Annotated in this window: 20 protein-coding genes and 1 tRNA gene; 9 read left to right on the plus strand and 12 right to left on the minus strand. The window is 46.4% G+C overall.

Annotated features, from left to right (window positions below; all coding sequences use genetic code 11):
* The first annotated feature begins 77 nt into the window (after positions 1 to 77).
* Positions 78 to 1,673 (plus strand): peptide MFS transporter, encoded by a 1,596-nt coding sequence (locus tag ADIS_RS02465; protein WP_010852702.1) that lies wholly within the window; start codon positions 78 to 80, stop codon positions 1,671 to 1,673.
* A gap of 57 nt (positions 1,674 to 1,730) precedes the next feature.
* On the opposite strand, the gene ADIS_RS23230 is transcribed toward ADIS_RS02465, so the two are convergent.
* From ADIS_RS23230 to ADIS_RS02480, 4 genes are all read right to left on the minus strand, one after another.
* Complete coding sequence (locus tag ADIS_RS23230) at positions 1,731 to 1,871, minus strand: hypothetical protein (RefSeq protein WP_202900546.1); 141 nt, start codon at positions 1,869 to 1,871, stop codon at positions 1,731 to 1,733.
* Between the two features lie 143 nt (positions 1,872 to 2,014).
* Positions 2,015 to 2,227, minus strand: coding sequence for a hypothetical protein (locus tag ADIS_RS02470; RefSeq protein ID WP_010852703.1), 213 nt, complete (start codon positions 2,225 to 2,227; stop codon positions 2,015 to 2,017).
* A gap of 64 nt (positions 2,228 to 2,291) precedes the next feature.
* Positions 2,292 to 2,777 carry a hypothetical protein gene (locus ADIS_RS02475; protein WP_010852704.1) on the minus strand — a complete coding sequence of 162 codons (486 nt, stop codon included), beginning with the start codon at positions 2,775 to 2,777 and terminating at the stop codon, positions 2,292 to 2,294.
* A gap of 74 nt (positions 2,778 to 2,851) precedes the next feature.
* Complete coding sequence (locus ADIS_RS02480) at positions 2,852 to 3,226, minus strand: response regulator (protein ID WP_010852705.1); 375 nt, start codon at positions 3,224 to 3,226, stop codon at positions 2,852 to 2,854.
* A 245-nt stretch (positions 3,227 to 3,471) separates the two neighbouring features.
* Between ADIS_RS02480 and ADIS_RS02485 the strand changes: the two genes are divergently transcribed.
* Entirely contained in the window at positions 3,472 to 3,957 is a 486-nt protein-coding gene (locus tag ADIS_RS02485) for a deoxycytidylate deaminase (protein WP_010852706.1), read from the plus strand.
* Here ADIS_RS02485 and murB read toward each other — a convergent pair whose 3' ends face one another.
* On the minus strand, positions 3,958 to 5,001 hold the full coding sequence (gene murB, locus ADIS_RS02490) for a UDP-N-acetylmuramate dehydrogenase (protein ID WP_262493028.1): 1,044 nt from the start codon (positions 4,999 to 5,001) through the stop codon (positions 3,958 to 3,960).
* 190 nt (positions 5,002 to 5,191) lie between these two features.
* Between murB and ADIS_RS02495 the strand changes: the two genes are divergently transcribed.
* On the plus strand, positions 5,192 to 6,130 hold the full coding sequence (locus ADIS_RS02495) for a succinylglutamate desuccinylase/aspartoacylase family protein (protein WP_010852708.1): 939 nt from the start codon (positions 5,192 to 5,194) through the stop codon (positions 6,128 to 6,130).
* Between the two features lie 2 nt (positions 6,131 to 6,132).
* On the opposite strand, the gene ADIS_RS02500 is transcribed toward ADIS_RS02495, so the two are convergent.
* From ADIS_RS02500 to ADIS_RS02530, 7 genes are all read right to left on the minus strand, one after another.
* The gene (locus ADIS_RS02500; RefSeq protein WP_010852709.1) at positions 6,133 to 6,423 is read right to left on the minus strand and encodes a thiamine-binding protein; all 291 of its coding nucleotides are present in this window, start codon (positions 6,421 to 6,423) and stop codon (positions 6,133 to 6,135) included.
* Between the two features lie 6 nt (positions 6,424 to 6,429).
* Complete coding sequence (gene pth, locus ADIS_RS02505) at positions 6,430 to 6,990, minus strand: aminoacyl-tRNA hydrolase (RefSeq protein WP_035804428.1); 561 nt, start codon at positions 6,988 to 6,990, stop codon at positions 6,430 to 6,432.
* A gap of 80 nt (positions 6,991 to 7,070) precedes the next feature.
* Positions 7,071 to 7,652, minus strand: a complete 582-nt coding sequence (locus ADIS_RS02510; protein ID WP_010852711.1) for a 50S ribosomal protein L25/general stress protein Ctc — start codon at positions 7,650 to 7,652, stop codon at positions 7,071 to 7,073.
* Between the two features lie 141 nt (positions 7,653 to 7,793).
* On the minus strand, positions 7,794 to 8,723 hold the full coding sequence (locus ADIS_RS02515; protein ID WP_010852712.1) for a ribose-phosphate pyrophosphokinase: 930 nt from the start codon (positions 8,721 to 8,723) through the stop codon (positions 7,794 to 7,796).
* A gap of 89 nt (positions 8,724 to 8,812) precedes the next feature.
* Positions 8,813 to 8,894, minus strand: a tRNA-Leu gene (locus ADIS_RS02520).
* Positions 8,895 to 8,962: 68 nt separating this feature from the next.
* On the minus strand, positions 8,963 to 9,424 hold the full coding sequence (locus ADIS_RS02525; RefSeq protein WP_010852713.1) for a GNAT family N-acetyltransferase: 462 nt from the start codon (positions 9,422 to 9,424) through the stop codon (positions 8,963 to 8,965).
* A gap of 84 nt (positions 9,425 to 9,508) precedes the next feature.
* Positions 9,509 to 9,994, minus strand: a complete 486-nt coding sequence (locus ADIS_RS02530) for a methylated-DNA--[protein]-cysteine S-methyltransferase (protein ID WP_010852714.1) — start codon at positions 9,992 to 9,994, stop codon at positions 9,509 to 9,511.
* Positions 9,995 to 10,346: 352 nt separating this feature from the next.
* Here ADIS_RS02530 and ADIS_RS02535 point away from each other — a divergent pair, with 352 nt between their 5' ends.
* The 6 genes from ADIS_RS02535 (at position 10,347) to ADIS_RS02560 (ending at position 15,688) form a co-directional block, all read left to right on the plus strand.
* Positions 10,347 to 11,192: a hypothetical protein gene (locus ADIS_RS02535; protein WP_155907072.1), complete on the plus strand. Its 846-nt coding sequence runs from the start codon at positions 10,347 to 10,349 to the stop codon at positions 11,190 to 11,192.
* Positions 11,182 to 12,096 (plus strand): sulfotransferase domain-containing protein, encoded by a 915-nt coding sequence (locus tag ADIS_RS02540; RefSeq protein ID WP_010852716.1) that lies wholly within the window; start codon positions 11,182 to 11,184, stop codon positions 12,094 to 12,096. The genes ADIS_RS02535 and ADIS_RS02540 overlap by 11 nt, the downstream gene beginning before the upstream one ends.
* Positions 12,097 to 12,100: 4 nt before the next feature.
* A complete protein-coding gene (locus tag ADIS_RS02545) occupies positions 12,101 to 12,388 on the plus strand; it encodes a PqqD family protein (RefSeq protein WP_010852717.1) in 288 nt (95 codons plus the stop codon).
* A complete protein-coding gene (locus tag ADIS_RS22150) occupies positions 12,363 to 12,809 on the plus strand; it encodes a lasso peptide biosynthesis B2 protein (RefSeq protein ID WP_010852718.1) in 447 nt (148 codons plus the stop codon). The genes ADIS_RS02545 and ADIS_RS22150 overlap by 26 nt, the downstream gene beginning before the upstream one ends.
* Before the next feature lie 14 nt (positions 12,810 to 12,823).
* On the plus strand, positions 12,824 to 14,659 hold the full coding sequence (locus tag ADIS_RS02555; protein WP_010852719.1) for an asparagine synthase-related protein: 1,836 nt from the start codon (positions 12,824 to 12,826) through the stop codon (positions 14,657 to 14,659).
* Between the two features lie 294 nt (positions 14,660 to 14,953).
* Positions 14,954 to 15,688, plus strand: coding sequence for a YdcF family protein (locus tag ADIS_RS02560; protein ID WP_010852721.1), 735 nt, complete (start codon positions 14,954 to 14,956; stop codon positions 15,686 to 15,688).
* The last annotated feature ends 50 nt before the right edge of the window (positions 15,689 to 15,738 follow it).

Genomic DNA, 15,738 nt, shown 5'->3' on the forward strand with positions numbered 1-15,738 from the left:
GCTTTCTGTAATTTTTTTTGCCCATTTTGGGTGAGGTTGGTTTTATAAATCGTGGTTTTCTGAAAAATCTTAGTTCCTTGGAAAAGAAAGACGCAGCAGTTGGCAAACATGCCATCCCCAATCAAACCCTCGAAATAGAGGGCCCTCAGTTATTCGGACATCCCCGCGGGCTGATGACATTGTTTTTCACAGAGATGTGGGAGCGCTTCAGCTATTACGGGATGAGGGCCCTTTTGATTCTTTTCATGACCGCTCCTCTGGTAAACGGTGGCCTTGGATTTGATGACGTTACCTCTGGGGCCATTTACGGACTCTATACCATGGGGGTGTACTTGTTTGCATTACCAGGAGGTTGGTTTGCCGATCGGCTTTTCGGTCTCAAGAAGGCTGTGTGGTATGGGGGTATTATCATTACGATCGGTCACTTCACAATGGCACTCCCTGGTCTTCTTCATTTGTTTGGGGATCAAAGTATGCCAAAAGGTGAACTGACCGGGTTGGATCTTTACTCGTTTTTTGCCGGGTTGGTGCTGATTGTGGTGGGTACTGGGCTTCTGAAGCCAAACATCAGCTCGATCGTAGGACAATTGTATCCGGAGGGTAGTTCCAAACGGGACGCGGGCTTTTCGATATTCTATATGGGAATCAATCTTGGGGCCTTCATTGCGCCCATTGCCTGCAGCACTATGGCGGTTTACGATTGGCACCTAGGATTTGGGCTGGCAGGTTTGGGCATGTTGCTGGGGTTGGTACAGTATCGCGTCACCGGTCATCATTTAGATGGGGTAGGAGAGCCTCCGAATGCAGTGACCGCGGAGGAAATTGGTCAGAAGAAAATACTGGCCCGTTGGGCGACAGGCCTGACGGGAGTTGCTGCCTTTATCGTTCTACTCTTTTTTCTTGGGGTGTTTACCGTGGATGCACCGAGGGTTGCGGCAGCCTCCAACAATATTATCTTGTTGGTTGCATTGCTTTATTTCGGGTATCTGGTATTGTTTGGGGGGCTTTCGGTGGTCGATCGGAAGAAAGTTGGCGTGATTGCGATTTTGTTTGTATTCACCGCACTGTTTTGGTCCGGTTTCGAACAGGCAGGTTCGTCTCTAAACCTGTTTGCCGAGCGCTTTACCGACCGAACTGCCTTTGGCTGGGAGATTCCAACCGGATATTTTCAGTCGGTCAACTCGCTGTTTATCATTGTTTTCGCTCCACTATTTGGGTCTCTTTGGGTATTGCTGGGCAGAAGGAATTTAGAGCCAAGCTCGCCCTTAAAGTTCGCTTTGGGCCTGTTTTGCCTCGCGATCGGGTTCCTAATTATGTATTTTGCTGCCAAGGTTGCGGCATCTGGTCAGCTAGCCGCTCCAACCTGGTTGGTATTGACCTATCTTTTCCATACGTTTGGCGAGTTGAGCCTAAGTCCTGTAGGTCTTAGTCTAACCACCAAGCTGGCACCTAAAAAGTATGCGGGGCAGTTGATGGGCATGTGGTTTTTGTCCATAGCAATGGGCAATCTGATCGCAGGCAGAATTGCGGGCGTTGCTGGAGGGGGGTCAGCCGAGGCATTGCAGGATATGCCAAGCCAGTACTTGCTGATTGTTTGGGTAACCGCAGGTGCTGGCTTACTCCTTTTCTTCCTGAGTTTTCCGATCCGGAAACTCATGGGAGAGGTGAAATAAAAAAAAGGTCTTGGTTCATGCCGAACCAAGACCTTTGTATACCCCTGTGCGACGAAGTCAGTCTTCGTTTTTCTTGAAATGCGTACTTCGGAAGTCAATAGCGGACAGGCCTGCTCCAAGGCCGACGAGTATGCAAACGATAGTCCAAAACAACTGAGCTCCAGATGCAATCGGAGCACTGAAAATTTCTAACAGCATATTTAAAGGTTTTTTGATTTCCTAAATTTTTACGCAATATACTATAGTCTGGTTTTATAACAAAAAAAGCAGGATGCTTTGGCACCCTGCTTGTCTATTTTTTGATAAGCTGTCTATAGACCCAACCAATTGGTTTTTTGGGCTTAAAAATCATCGTCATCGTCATCCTCTTCGTCGTCTTCGAATTCATCGTCGTCTAGATCATCAAGATCGTCGAAATCATCGTCGAAATCCGTAAAGACGTCGTCTTCCAATCCATGCTCTTCGTCTTCATCAAAAACTTCGTCCCCAAACTCTTCGGAGAACTCATCCTCCTGATCATCAAAGTCGTCAAAATCATCGTCGAATTCTTCCATATTTCTTTCCGTTAATGTTTGCGCAGATTGTCCTTTTGGATGCTAATTAATGAAAAATTACTTATTAACTCAATACGCCAGTGTGATTTATTTTTTCTGAATGCATCTTGTCGAATCGCGTATTTAATTCAATCCACTGGTTCTCTATTTGCTTTACCCATACTTCCATATAACGGATCACATCAAGCCGATTGTTTTTCGAAAGCTGCTTGACGTGGGCCTCTGGGATACCTGCGAGTACCTTAGGGTCACTAAGACGTTCTAAATGGGTGAGATCATCGAGGGTGAGGCCGGATTCCAAAAGCTTTGTGATCATGCTATCCATCGGATACCCGCTGGTAGGACAGTAGTCGCGAAGTTGTTCGCTCCAATCCCCCACTCCTTGCATGGCGAGTTGGTGGATCTCTCCTTTGTTTAGATTAGTAAGTTCTTGTGCCAGGTTTCCGCAGTTGCAAGCCCCCATATGGCCCCATTGATAAGGGCTTCCGTTTTTTAGTTTTTGGATGGTTTTCCGAATACTACTGATCAGATGTGGATTTGGTGTTGCCATAGCTGTGTTTTTGCTTCATGATTAAAACAAGAATTTCCACAAGTAGTTTAGGCTAACCGGCGAATTTTTGGCGATCAACTCGGCTTTTCATCTCCACCAAAGATGGATTTGATGTACTGTTTAATCAGTGGCTTGGAGAGGTATCTTTTTACCTGTTTGTACTGATTGGCTTTCTTAATATCCCGTTCGTCTACCGAACTGCTAAGGATATAGATTTCTGGATTTTGATTCTTGGGATTAAACTCCTCCAGAAAATCCCATCCCGTCATTTCCGGCATGTTTAAATCTAAAAAAAGGTAATTGGGGCGAATCTTGTCAACATTACTGAGCGCATCCCTGGCATTGTCGAACGTAAAAATTTCGCAAGGAATTTTTATGTTTTTATGAATAAGCTTTTCGGTGACGAAGGTACTTATTGGGTCATCGTCAATGAGTATTATTTTGACCATTGAATTGCAAAAAGGTGTTTTTGAAAAGCATTAAACTTGGTACAAAAATACAATTTAACTTTGTATTTGCTATAAAAACACAAGTTTTTTTCTTCAGCGACGGGTTGATACCGTGTTCATGGCGGACTTTTTCTGCGGAACTAGGAGCATAAATGCATGGATAGTCCCTATTTCGGTTTTACATTCGTGCAAATTACCCTTATTTTTACCACCTAAGTGATCGAATGGTGCGCAGTAACGTAACTATGGAAAGGCCGGATTTTGAGGATATTTTTATGGAGTTAGCCGTTAATTTGGCTAAGCGCTCCCATTGTATAAAGCGACACGTAGGGGCCGTTTTGGTAAAGGATACACGCATTATCTCAATCGGCTACAATGGACCGCCGTCCGGAACGCATAATTGTGACGAGGAGTTTCCGGAAGAAGGATGTAGCCGGGATAGCAAGGGTAGCTGTTCCCTCGCGCTACACGCCGAGCAAAATGCCATTCTTTACGCTGTGAAAAACAAGGCAACTGTGGAAGGGTCTACACTATTTGTTACCTTGGCGCCTTGTTTGCCCTGTGCCCGTATTATTTACTCCATGGGAATAGAAAAGGTGATCTATCTTTATTCCTATGCTGAATACAAGGGACTCCCCTCGGATGAAGGCCTTGATTTTTTGAGAAAATTTGGTATCGGCGTGCAGAAATACCCGAAGCAGCTTATGAAAGATGATCCATTAATAGGTTGATCACCATAGGTTAACCTCTGGTTCAAGGCTGATTTGGAATTTCTCAAAAACGGATTTCTGAATGGATTGGCTTAGGTAAAGAAGATCCCTGCCTTTTCCACTTCCATAGTTTACCAGTACAAGTGGCTGCCTCTCGTGTACTCCCACGGTACCCCAACGCTTACCTTTCCAGCCACTTTGTTCTATAAGCCAAGCGGCAGGGATTTTTATTCCATCTCCTACGGGAAAACCGTGCAGCGTAGGGTGTTCATTTTTGATTTTCTCATAGTGTGTTTTCTCGATCACCGGGTTTTTAAAAAAGCTTCCCGCATTCCCGATTTTCGATGGATCTGGGAGCTTTTGCTGTCGGATAAAGCATATAGTCTCGCCCACTGCCTTTAGGGTGGGTTCAACGTATCCCAACTCGTGCATGGTTTCCTCTACAGTTCCATAGGAAAGCTGGAAAGCGGGGGTTTTGGAAAGCCGAAAGGTTACGGCGCAAATAACAAACCGGTCTCGTCCGTCTTGTTTGAAAAAACTGTCCCGGTAGCCAAAGCGGCACGAGTGGCCATCAAAAACAACTTGCCGACCCGTGCTTCGGTCAACTGCCTCCAGGCTTTGAAATACATCCTTTATCTCCACCCCGTATGCACCAATGTTCTGTATCGGGGCTGCCCCCACAGTTCCGGGTATCAGCGAGAGGTTTTCTATGCCTCCCCAGCCTTTTGAAATAGCGAACTGAACGAAGTCATGCCAGTTTTCTCCTGCCGCTACTTTTACCAATACATTGGTGTCGGTTTCTTCGATAGGGGTTATGCCTTTTATGTTGACTTTGATGACAAGTCCCCGGATGTCGCCCGTGATCAGAATATTACTCCCACCGCCGAGGATTTTTACCGGTAGGTTGTTTTCATCTGCCCACGTGAGGGTCTCGATCAATTCAGCGGCGGAGGAAACCTCTGTGAAAAACTCGGCGTGTTGGTCTAGGCCGAAGGTGTTGAACGATTTAAGGGAAACATTTTTTTCTAGCTGCATGGGTTCGAAATAAGCCTGTTTTTGGCGAATAGTAAAGAATTACCCAGAAAACTTTGTATGAATGCAGGACAATCCTTTACATTTATTACGTGTCTGTACATTGGTACTTCGATAAGAGGGAGCAGTATTTTCAGAAATTGAATTATCCGATGGGTATTCGGCTGACTTCAACGTTTCGATTTATTAACTGATGCGGTGTATTAACCTCAATTGATCTGGTATGAAGGAGATGATTATCAATGGTGTGCGGGTTCGGCCCGGTCAGTCTATCAATATAGATATTGCGATTGCCCGTTTGCCTACCCATACCTTGATAGATTTGCCAGTGTTCATACGCAGGTCAAAAGTGGATGGCCCGGTGGTTCTGGTAAGCGGGGGACTGCATGGCGATGAGATTAACGGCGTGGTTACCGTGAAAAGGATGCTGGAAGAAAACCTTTTCCAGCTTAAAATGGGAACGCTGATTTTTATCCCGTTGGTGAATGTGTATGGTTTTTTGAGTAACTCCCGTACGTTTCCGGATGGTCGGGATCTAAACAGGAGTTTCCCCGGAAGTAGTAGAGGATCACTTGCGTCCCAGATTGCGCATATGTTGACTACCGAGATCATACCTCTTATCGATCTGGGTGTTGATTTCCATACTGGGGGGCGGATGTTGAGTAATCACCCACAGGTCAGGGTAGATTTTAAAGATCTGCGTGGGTTGGAGTTGGCCACGGCATTTGGAGCACCCTTTATTCTCAATTCTCCGCATATCGATAAATCCTTTCGTAAGGAAGCTTACAAAAATCGAAAACACATACTGGTATTTGAAGGAGGCGAGTCTATGCGGTTGGATAATCCGTCTGTAGAGGAGGGAATTAAGGGGACTAGAAGACTGCTCCGGTATTTGGATATGATCGAAGACGAAATTGTGCCTGCAAGCCCGTTACGCCTTGGAGAGAGTTCATGGCTTAGGGCACGTGTATCAGGGATCTTTATGCCAACGGTCGGAATTGGTGACCAGGTAAAGAAGGGACAGATATTGGCAAAGATTTCGGATCCCTATGGCCAGGTAAAGGTACCTGTCAAAAGTATGGCCAACGGATACGTAATCGGGTTGAACAATCAGCCGGTCATCAATGCCGGAGATGCCTTGGTTCATATAGGCAGGCCTTGAATTTAGGCGTATTTAGCCGTTTTCTCGGCCATAGTTACGTCGTCATCTTTTCGTATCTGCATCCGGTAGTAGACCAACACTTCTTCGGCCCCCGCTTCCAGAACGGCTTCTTGGGCTTTTCTTGCGATTTCCATCAACAAATCCTGAGGGCCTTCCATGACGGTTTCGAAGGGAGTGACGGTGTGATTTACACCAGACTGGCGGATTACAGCAATGGCCCTGTCCACGAGTGAATAACTGTCTGCCGTTTTGCTTTTTGGTACGATTTGTATACCAAGGTTGATTGTGTTCATTGTTATCTATTGGTTGTATTGGTTCATGGTTTGTTGAATACCTATCGTGCAGAAGGACTCTGTCATGCTGATGGCGCGATCCATGATAAGGGGAAGTTCGGCCAGTTCGGGTTCACTTAGTCGACCCAGTACATATTCCACTTGCTTTCCCTTTGGGAAGTCGTCTCCGATCCCAAACCGAAGCCTAGCGTACACCTGGGTGCCGAGGGTCTCCTCAATATTTTTAAGGCCATTGTGACCGGCGGCAGATCCTTTGGGGCGCATGCGAAGGCTGCCAAAAGGCAGGGCAAAGTCGTCCACAATAACCAATAGGTTTAGTGGTTCAATTTTGAGTTCTTTCAGCCAGTAATTGATAGCTTTACCACTTAGGTTCATGTAGGTGGTAGGCTTGATCAGATGAATCTGCCGGCCTTTATGTTTGTAATAGCTGGTAAAGGCGAGGCGGTCAGACTCCCAAGGCAGTCCTTTCACATCGGCCAAGCGATCGAGTGTGAGGAAACCTACGTTATGACGGGTAAGCTCGTACTGAGGGCCAATATTTCCGAGGCCGGCTATCAGGTATTTCATGTTTTCCGTTGCTTGGTTAACAAAAAATCCTGTCCCTACGGATGGGGACAGGATTGTCATGATTTGGTTGAATCCGGTAATTAGGATTCATCACCGCCTTTTTTGCCTCGCAATGCCCGTGGTATTCCGATGGTCACGATGGTCACATTGGGACTGGTTAAGATGTCAAAATTCTCAGCCTTAACGTCGGCCACTTTGGCTGATTTTCCCAGGTCAAGTTTGGAGATATCTACCGGGATGTTGTCCGGAAGGTCTTTGGCAAAACCTTTTACTGTCAATGTTCTGGTTTTCATTTCCAGTTTACCACCTTTCATGATACCTGGGGACGAACCGGTAATCTTCACGGGGATTTCCATCTTAATGGGCTTATCTTCACTGTAAGCCAGGAAATCTGCGTGCAGGATCATTTCACTCACGGGATGGTACTGTGCTTCTTTTAGGACAGCTTTGATCTCTTTTCCCTCGATGTTGAGGTTGACCATGTGGACTTCAGGAGTGTAGATAAGGTCTCTAAACAAGATGATCGGAGAATAGAAGTGGATTTGTTCGCTTAAGCCGGGGCCGTAAACCACACAAGGTACATTTCCTTCTTCCCTAATTTGGGTAAGTTCTCTGCTGTCGAGATTTGCTCTTTTAAACCCTATAATCTCAATTGATTTCATAAATAAATATAGTTATTAGAATGTAAAATTTAATCCTGGGGACGCTTGTTTTCTAGCGGATTCCTGCCCGAACATTCGGAAAACAATCGCTAATCAAACACGGTCGTCGCACCGTGTCAGTGTTTCCTTCCTCTAGATCTTTCAAGATATAAAGAGCGCACTGATAGAACTATTGCCGGAAACCGCATGAATGGCCTTGGCAAACAAGTCGGCTACTGTCAGTACCTTGATTTTGGACGAAACCTGGGTAGATGGTATTGTGTCCGTGATCACCAGTTCCGAAAGTACCGAGTTTTCTATGTTTTCGTGGGCTTTGCCCGAAAGTACGCCGTGGGTTGAGATAGCTCTTACCGAAGTGGCCCCTTTGTCCAAGACAATTTGGGCGGCTTTGCATATCGTACCTGCCGTATCTACCAAGTCATCGACCAGTACTACATCCATACCCTCCACATCCCCAATAACCTGCATCGATGCCACCTCATTGGCTCGTTTTCTGTGCTTATCACAGACCACCATTTCCGAATGAAAGTATTTGGCGTAGGACCTGGCTCTACCCACCCCGCCAACGTCGGGAGAAGCGAAAATCAGGTTGCCCAAATCCAGGCTTCGCAAATAGGGCACAAAGATAGCTGAACCATTTAGATGATCCAAAGGAATATCGAAAAATCCTTGGATCTGCCCTGCGTGAAGATCACAGGTCATGATTCGGTCGGCACCGGCTGAGGTGAGGATATTGGCGATCAGCTTGGCTGCAATAGAAACCCTTGGACGATCCTTTCGATCCTGCCGGGCATATCCGAAGTAGGGGATGACCGCGCAGACTTTGTAGGCACTCGCCCTTTTGGCGGCATCGATCATCAGGCAAAGTTCGATGAGATTGTCGGCGGAAGGGTTTGTGGATTGGATCAGGAACACATTGCAGCCACGTACCGATTCATCAAAACTTGGAGATAGCTCCCCATCGCTGAACTTGCTTATCGTTAGTTTCCCCAATTCCTGTCCATAGGCTTTGGCGATCTTTTCTGCTAAAAGCTGGGAATTTGTGCCGGCGAATATTTTTACCTCAGGCATGATGTATTGGTTGAATGTTGGTGGATTCGTTCTAGGAGACGGTAGGGCAAAGGTAACAAAAAAACCTTGCTTTGGGAAGCAAGGCAATGTGCGCACGAGAAGATTCGAACTTCCACACCCGAAGGCACCACCCCCTCAAAGTGGCGTGTCTACCAGTTTCACCACGTGCGCGGCTGGTTGAATGAGTTGGCAAAAGTAGAAAGTAAAATGCGCTCCTGCAAGTGCATGAAACCAAATTTCTAAAATTCCATTTCCATTTTGATGTCACATCGGGCATACTTGCCTGCTTCTATGGGTGTTTCCCGAAATCCTATCTTGAGGTACAATCCAATGGCTGGAGCAAGTTTCGTATTGCTGTAGAGTACGATTTTTTGTGCACCCTGGGACTTCGTCCATGTGATGGCGGATTCAGCGAGCAACCTGCCGATTTTTTTTCCCTGAGCTTCTGGAAGAACGCCCATTTTGATGAGTTCGTATGCGCCGTCTTCTATCGGCTTTACAGCTACGGTTCCAACTATTTTGCCCTGCCATGCTGCAAACCATACCTGACCGCCTTTTTCTACAATGTTTTCGTACGGGTTTTTCAGCTGTTCCCAATCAAACGGTTCCATGCAGAAATGGGCTTCGATCCATTGTTGGTTGATCGCCAAAAAATGCGGGGCGAGTTCCTTACTAAAGGTGTATAGTATCGGCTGTTCCATGGATTCAAAGTTAAACGGCCTGTAGGATTGTCTTACAAGGTTGGCGATGTTATTATGATGTGGGCCACTGATTTTTGCCGCTTCTCAGAAGCCTAGGCTGTAGGGATTACCTGGTTTGTCACGGGACTCATGTTGGAGCAGTTTAAGTTTTCGCCAGAGTCCTCCAGCATAGCCCCTGAGTTCGCCCGATTGGGCGATTATCCGATGGCAGGGGATCACAATCAACAGCGGGTTACTGCGATTTGCCATGCCTACAGCACGCACCGATTTGGGTTTGCCGAGTGCTTTGGCAATTTCCTGATACGTAGCGGTCGAACCGAAGGGGATTTTGTTGATTTCCATCCATACGGCTTTTTGAAAATCCGTGCCACCAATACCCACCTGAATGTCGAATATGCGCAGATCTCCCCGAAAATAGGCATCTAGTTGGTCCTTGACCTCCAAGAGAAACGATGAGCTGCTGTCATTGGACTCATGGTCTTCGGTAAATAAGCAGGCCAGTAGATAATCATCCTCTGAGACAAGGCGGATATTGCCCAAAGGGGAAGAGATAACCATGGATTTTTTCATACGCTTAGGGAACTGTTTGAACGCCTGTACATGGAGGAATCAGCTGGATGTCAATGCCCTTGGGTATAGGTGTTTCGCATGTATAGATGAAAAGTACATGTGAAACTTGCCCGAAAGGTACTCCTTTTTTTCCAGTAGACCTTATACCTGTAGGTTTCATGGCTGGTTTTATTTTGATTTTTTGTCCGAGCTATCTACCTAACTAGCATTAAATATCCCCGGGTTTTTGCTTTTCACTTGCTTTTACCTCTATCTTTGAAAAGGCAATAAAACAGCATATTTTCTTCTATTCATGTACTATTACCAAGTATTTGGCCTTAAATGTGCCTCAGATGTTGAGTTACCCGCGTTTATGAGTTGTACCCCCGGCGACACCGATTTTTTGGTTCGACGTGTACATGAAGTTCCCGACTTTGAAGCTCCACCTAAATTCATAAAGCCTCTTTCTTCATTCAATGAGCGGGAATTCAGGTACCACATTGAGGATGTGGCCACTTATTTCGTTCGAGAGGGGTCTACGATCTTTATAAGCCCTCAATGCGAAGATTGGAGCAGCATACTGTTGTTCTTTTATTCCAACGCAATCGCAGCTATGCTATACCAGCGTGGCCTTATACCTTTTCACGTCTCCGGTGTGGTGGATGGAGACGGTGTTTGGTTGCTTTCGGCACCCTCCCGTACCGGAAAATCCACCACTGCCTTAAAATTGCAGGAGCGTGGATACCATGTGTTTACCGATGATACGGCACTACTATTCGTCGAAAATGGTGCGTGCATGGCGGTGCCTTCCTATCCCATGATAAGGGCTTGGCGGGGTACGCTGGAAAGCCAACAATCGTACTCAAAGGAATCTGCGTTTCAGATTCGGGCTGAAGTGGAAAAGTTCGGGATTCACTTTCATGAGCATTTTCAGGATGCACCTCAAAAAGTAAAAGGAATTATATACCTCAAAGAGGAAGGGGATGAGATCGGAATTAAACCCCTAAAGCCCAGTGAAGGCATGCAACACTTGGGAAACAATATTTACCGTAGGCAACTGGTCATTGGCATGAATCTTCAACTTGAGCAGTTTAAGCTTCTTAGCGCGGTAGCGAAGACGGTACCTTTTTGGATGGCTTCCCGGCCCAAATCCAAGCAGACATTTTCGGAGTTTTCGGAAGCGATAGACCACCAGATCTTTTCAAATCATGGAAAGTAAGTTTGTCTGGTTGGCATCCTATCCCAAGTCAGGCAATACCTGGTTCCGATCGTTCCTGACGGCTTTGGAAAAGGGAGAGGTTAATATCAATGAGCTGTCTACTGGGGGGATCTTTTCCTCCAAACAGCTTTGGGAGGAGATATTGGATACCGAGTTCGATGACCTAGGGGTTCGCGAATACCAGCGATTGCGAAAATTGGCAGTACTCCACATGGCGAAGGAAAGGAAAAGCAACGTATTTTTGAAGATACACGATGCCTACAGTTACGGCACGTGGGACGGTATACCACTTGTACCCGAAGTTCCCGGCGGGCAGGCTCTTTACCTTGTGCGCAATCCGCTTGACGTAGTGCTTTCACTTGCTAACCATAACCACCAAAGTATAGACAAAACCATCGATAACTTTATCTGTAAAGAAGAGGCTGGTTTTGTGAAGACCAATAAAGCCGGCAGCCAGAGTCATCAGCTACTGGGGACTTGGTCCTTGCACGCCCAGAGCTGGATCTACCAAGACCGAATTCCAGTGACAGTCGTTCGTTACGAAGACATGAAGAGTAGGCCTACTGAGACTTTTGCGGAAGCACTTCGGTCGGTAGGATTGAACTATTCGGTCGGACAAGTTCAGAAGGCACTATCAATGGTTGAATTTGAAAAGCTCAGAGAACAGGAAGAACGTGCTGGATTTAGAGAAAAGCCCTATGCAAGTATGCGGTTCTTCAATCAGGGCAAATCAGGCCGTTGGAAGGAGGAACTGTCGGTGGGGCAGGTTCGAAAAATCATGCGGAGTAATGAGCGTATGATGAAGTACTTTGGCTATTGGAGTGAAGCCAGCATATTTCTCACTTCGAATAAGGGAAAGCAGGATTCTGTAGAGAATGAACCCACAACCAATCAACCAATATAAAAACATGGAAAATAAGGTATACAAAGTGAATGAAGAGCGGGTATTATTTACCCAACTGGACGATGAAGGTGTTCTCTTCGATATAGAAAACAACCAATACCTCAACTTGAACCCTACGTTTTGTAGTATTTTCAACTATCTGCAGGAGGGCATGGATTTATCCGGCGTAAAGGAGAAACTGATGCAGGAGTATGAGGTAGATGAACAGACATGCGAAAGTCAACTTACCAAGACCGTAGCCATGCTCCTAGAGAAGGGATATATCCATGAGGGGGATACTGAACAAGGTTAGGAGTTTTTTCAGGCTGAATGCAAGACGTAGGTCACTGTTTTTTCAGGTAGTGTTTTTGTCGTTATACCGAGGCGTCCTGGTTTTCTTCAACAGTCCTCTTGCCTCTTCTGAACGGATGTATCAGCAAGACGCTGTTGGGTTGAATGGACCGATCAGTGAGGATCAAATGGCCCTGATTGCTGATATCGCGGCAGCGGTACGTCTCGGGGTAAAATACATACCTTGGCTTAATGTGTGCAGGCATCAGGCTTGGCAGGCTATCAAGCTGTTGCGTAGGTATAAAATCCCCTACTCCTATCACGTTGGGTTAAAAAAAATACCAACCAACGGTAAACGGGAAGCCCACGCCTGGGTGATAGCTGGAGGGTATTTTATCAGTGGCCGTTGCCGATTGGACGAATACCTTGAGATCAAATTTTAATCGACGTCTGCAGGATGAATGTGTATGTAGGATGTTTTTCCCCCAATCAATATGCCGTAACTGATCGTTACCGGGAGATTTCAAAGGGAGAATATCGGGAATTTAAGGAGTTCGGTCAGGATCTACAGGGTGGTGGTTTTGGGTTGCTGGTTCATGACCAAGCGGATGGAAAAATACCATTTAAGCTAATATCCACACTGTACCGAGGGGGTCTTTTTATTTTGACGGAATCAAGGTTAGATAACCGGGATTTTTTGATCAAGAAGCTAGGGGAAAGAGAGTTATGGGAACCTGGGGTGGAAAATGCGGTGATCGTCTACCATGCGTTTCGGAAGTGGGGTGCATCATTCGTCGACCATTTGGACGGGGATTGGTCGGTGATGATTTTCAATACCGAGAAGAAGGAGCTGGTGATAGCCGTGGACCATCTAGCCACAAGGTCTGTTTTCTTTTCTAAACAATCCGATGGTTTCTTGTTTTCAAATTCAAAAAAGGTGCTCCTGGATGCCATTGGAGATAAGGTGCCCCTGAATCGGCAATTCATTCTTAGACGGCTTCTTATCAGTCGTATTTCCAGCCCCGAAACCTGTCATCAAGGGATCTTTCCGGTTCCCCCGGGGCATGTGCTACGGGTTTCTGAGAGTGGAACGGTGGACAAAAGGAGGTATTGGTTCTTCGATAGGGTAAAGCCAGTCGAATTCCAAAAGGAGGAGGATTATTTAGAAGCCTTTTTGGAGGTCTACAGGCAGGCCGTTAGAGAGCGCATTATTCCCGGTGTGACCTTGGGATCTCATTTGAGTGGCGGTCTTGACTCCGGATCCGTCTCTGCACTGGCTGCCGAGCATCTTCGAGTGAGAGGTAGGTCTCTCCTTTCGTTTACCGGAACGACAAGTGCAGTGCCCAAAGAGAGTATGTATAAATTTGAAGACGAAGCGTATTACGCCGGGTTGACTGCGCAGCATGCAGGCAATATTGAGCAGCATGTATGTACCGGCACCAGTTATCCTCTTTTGGAGAGCATTGGCTACAGTGTGGACACTTTTCAGGAACTTTCTCATGGTATCGGAAATCTACATTGGATTTACGAAATCAGTGATCGTGCCAAACAGGCGGGCGTGAACTTGATGCTTGTGGGCCAACAGGGAAATGCCACGGTTTCTTGGCAGGGTGAAAAGGCCGCTACATGGAAATCATCCCTGAAGGAAGTGGCAAAAGAGGTCTATTGGGATAAAATTCAGGGTGGTAAGAGCTTGGTAGATTTTCGGAAAATCCCGCGCTGCTACGTGAATAACCCTAACGACACGGTGATCAACCGCGAGTTTTTGTCTTCCTTTTCGTTTAGAGACCTACTTAGAGAGGAGTCTGACGAGTTGGATAATAGTCTCCCGCCGGGGGTGGGTAGAACACGATATGATTTAATGGGCCTTCGGAACAACCAAATCAGTGTTTTTTGGCAGACGTTATCTCAGAAAAAGGGATTGATCCATTGGGATCCGACCAATGATGCCGGCTTGATGGAGTTTTGTCTGGGCATACCTGAAGAGTTTTATCGTCGGGGCATGCGGAGGCATCTTATTCGTCAGTCAATGAAAAACCTCCTTCCGGACGAAGTGGCGTTTAATTCTAAAAAGGGTCTTCAAAGTGCCGATTGGCAGGAGCGGTTCCAGAAGGAACAAGTGGCATTTCGGGAGCTTTTGTCAGCTTTGGGTCCTTCACACCCGGTTCGGAATTATATTGACATTCCATCACTCATCCGAAAAATGGATCGTTTCCTTGAAACCCCCGGCATGCTCTCTGGAGAAATTTCAAGGGCTTTCGGACTTATTTTTTTGACTGAGAAATGGGAGTGAATTGGTGGATGTTTGCGTCGGAATCGATACTTTTAGGAACTATTTTTGGCATTTAAAGAAAACAGCGATATGAAAAGAAAGCGTGAGTGGGTTGATCCGACAATACGGATTATCGATGTGTCTAATGGGTCGGGTTCTGATGTGGACGGAGAGGGAGATGAAGTGGACAGCTAGTAGGGACTAACTCGAACCATTCTGCTATTAGGCACCTCATAGCCCCATTGGGTTCAAGGTGATTACTACCTGTAGGCTTTGCGGGTAATCAAGCGTTTATTGACACTAGACTGAAAAATCATGAGGGTATTTGCCCACTATGTTTTGATCAATCCGGCATTTTGGTTGGTTGCGTATCTCCTTATCGTAGCGGTATTTAACTGGAGGCGACGCAAGTGGCTGAGTTTGCTAGCGGTTATCCTGCTTCCTCTTTTTTATGGCGCCCTTCCCAAGTGGATAATCAGTAATTGGGAAAGGGAGTTTACACCGGTAAAAGCGTTACATGAATCGGAAGTTGGGCTGCCTATCTTGGTTTTGGGTGCAGGCTCGACACCGGACGAGCGGGTCTCTCCGGTTCAGCAATTGCATATCGCGGCTCGTATGAGGTTGTTGGAAGGGATACGTCTGTGGATGCAAAGTCCGAACTCGCAGCTGATCGTATCGGGTGCCGGACGCCCCGGCTTTGTGTCGCAGGCGGAGGTATATGCACAAGCGGCATCCGAGTTGGGTGTTCCGCTCCACAAAGTCGATACGGTATCTTCACCTCGGACCACGTTTGAAGAAGCTGTAAGGTACCGTGAGAAGTTTCCAGACCGTCGGAAGCTGGTTTTGGTTACTTCCTCTTTGCATATGAGGAGGGCGGTAAAAATATTCGAAAGCCAAGGAATTGAGGTGGTGCCTTCCCCTTATCATTTTATAAGCTTAGCCCATCCTGACGGTCCAAAACACCCATTCGTTATTCCTTCGATCGAAGGACTCAATCTATGGACGATGGTGTTTCATGAATGGATGGGTATGCTGACCCTAGGTTGGTAACAACATGGTTTTTAGATTCCGAATGTTGATTTGTCTTTGGACGCCTAGCC

It is taken from the genome of Lunatimonas lonarensis, from assembly GCF_000390185.1.
Taxonomy (GTDB): Bacteria; Bacteroidota; Bacteroidia; order Cytophagales; family Cyclobacteriaceae; genus Lunatimonas; species Lunatimonas lonarensis.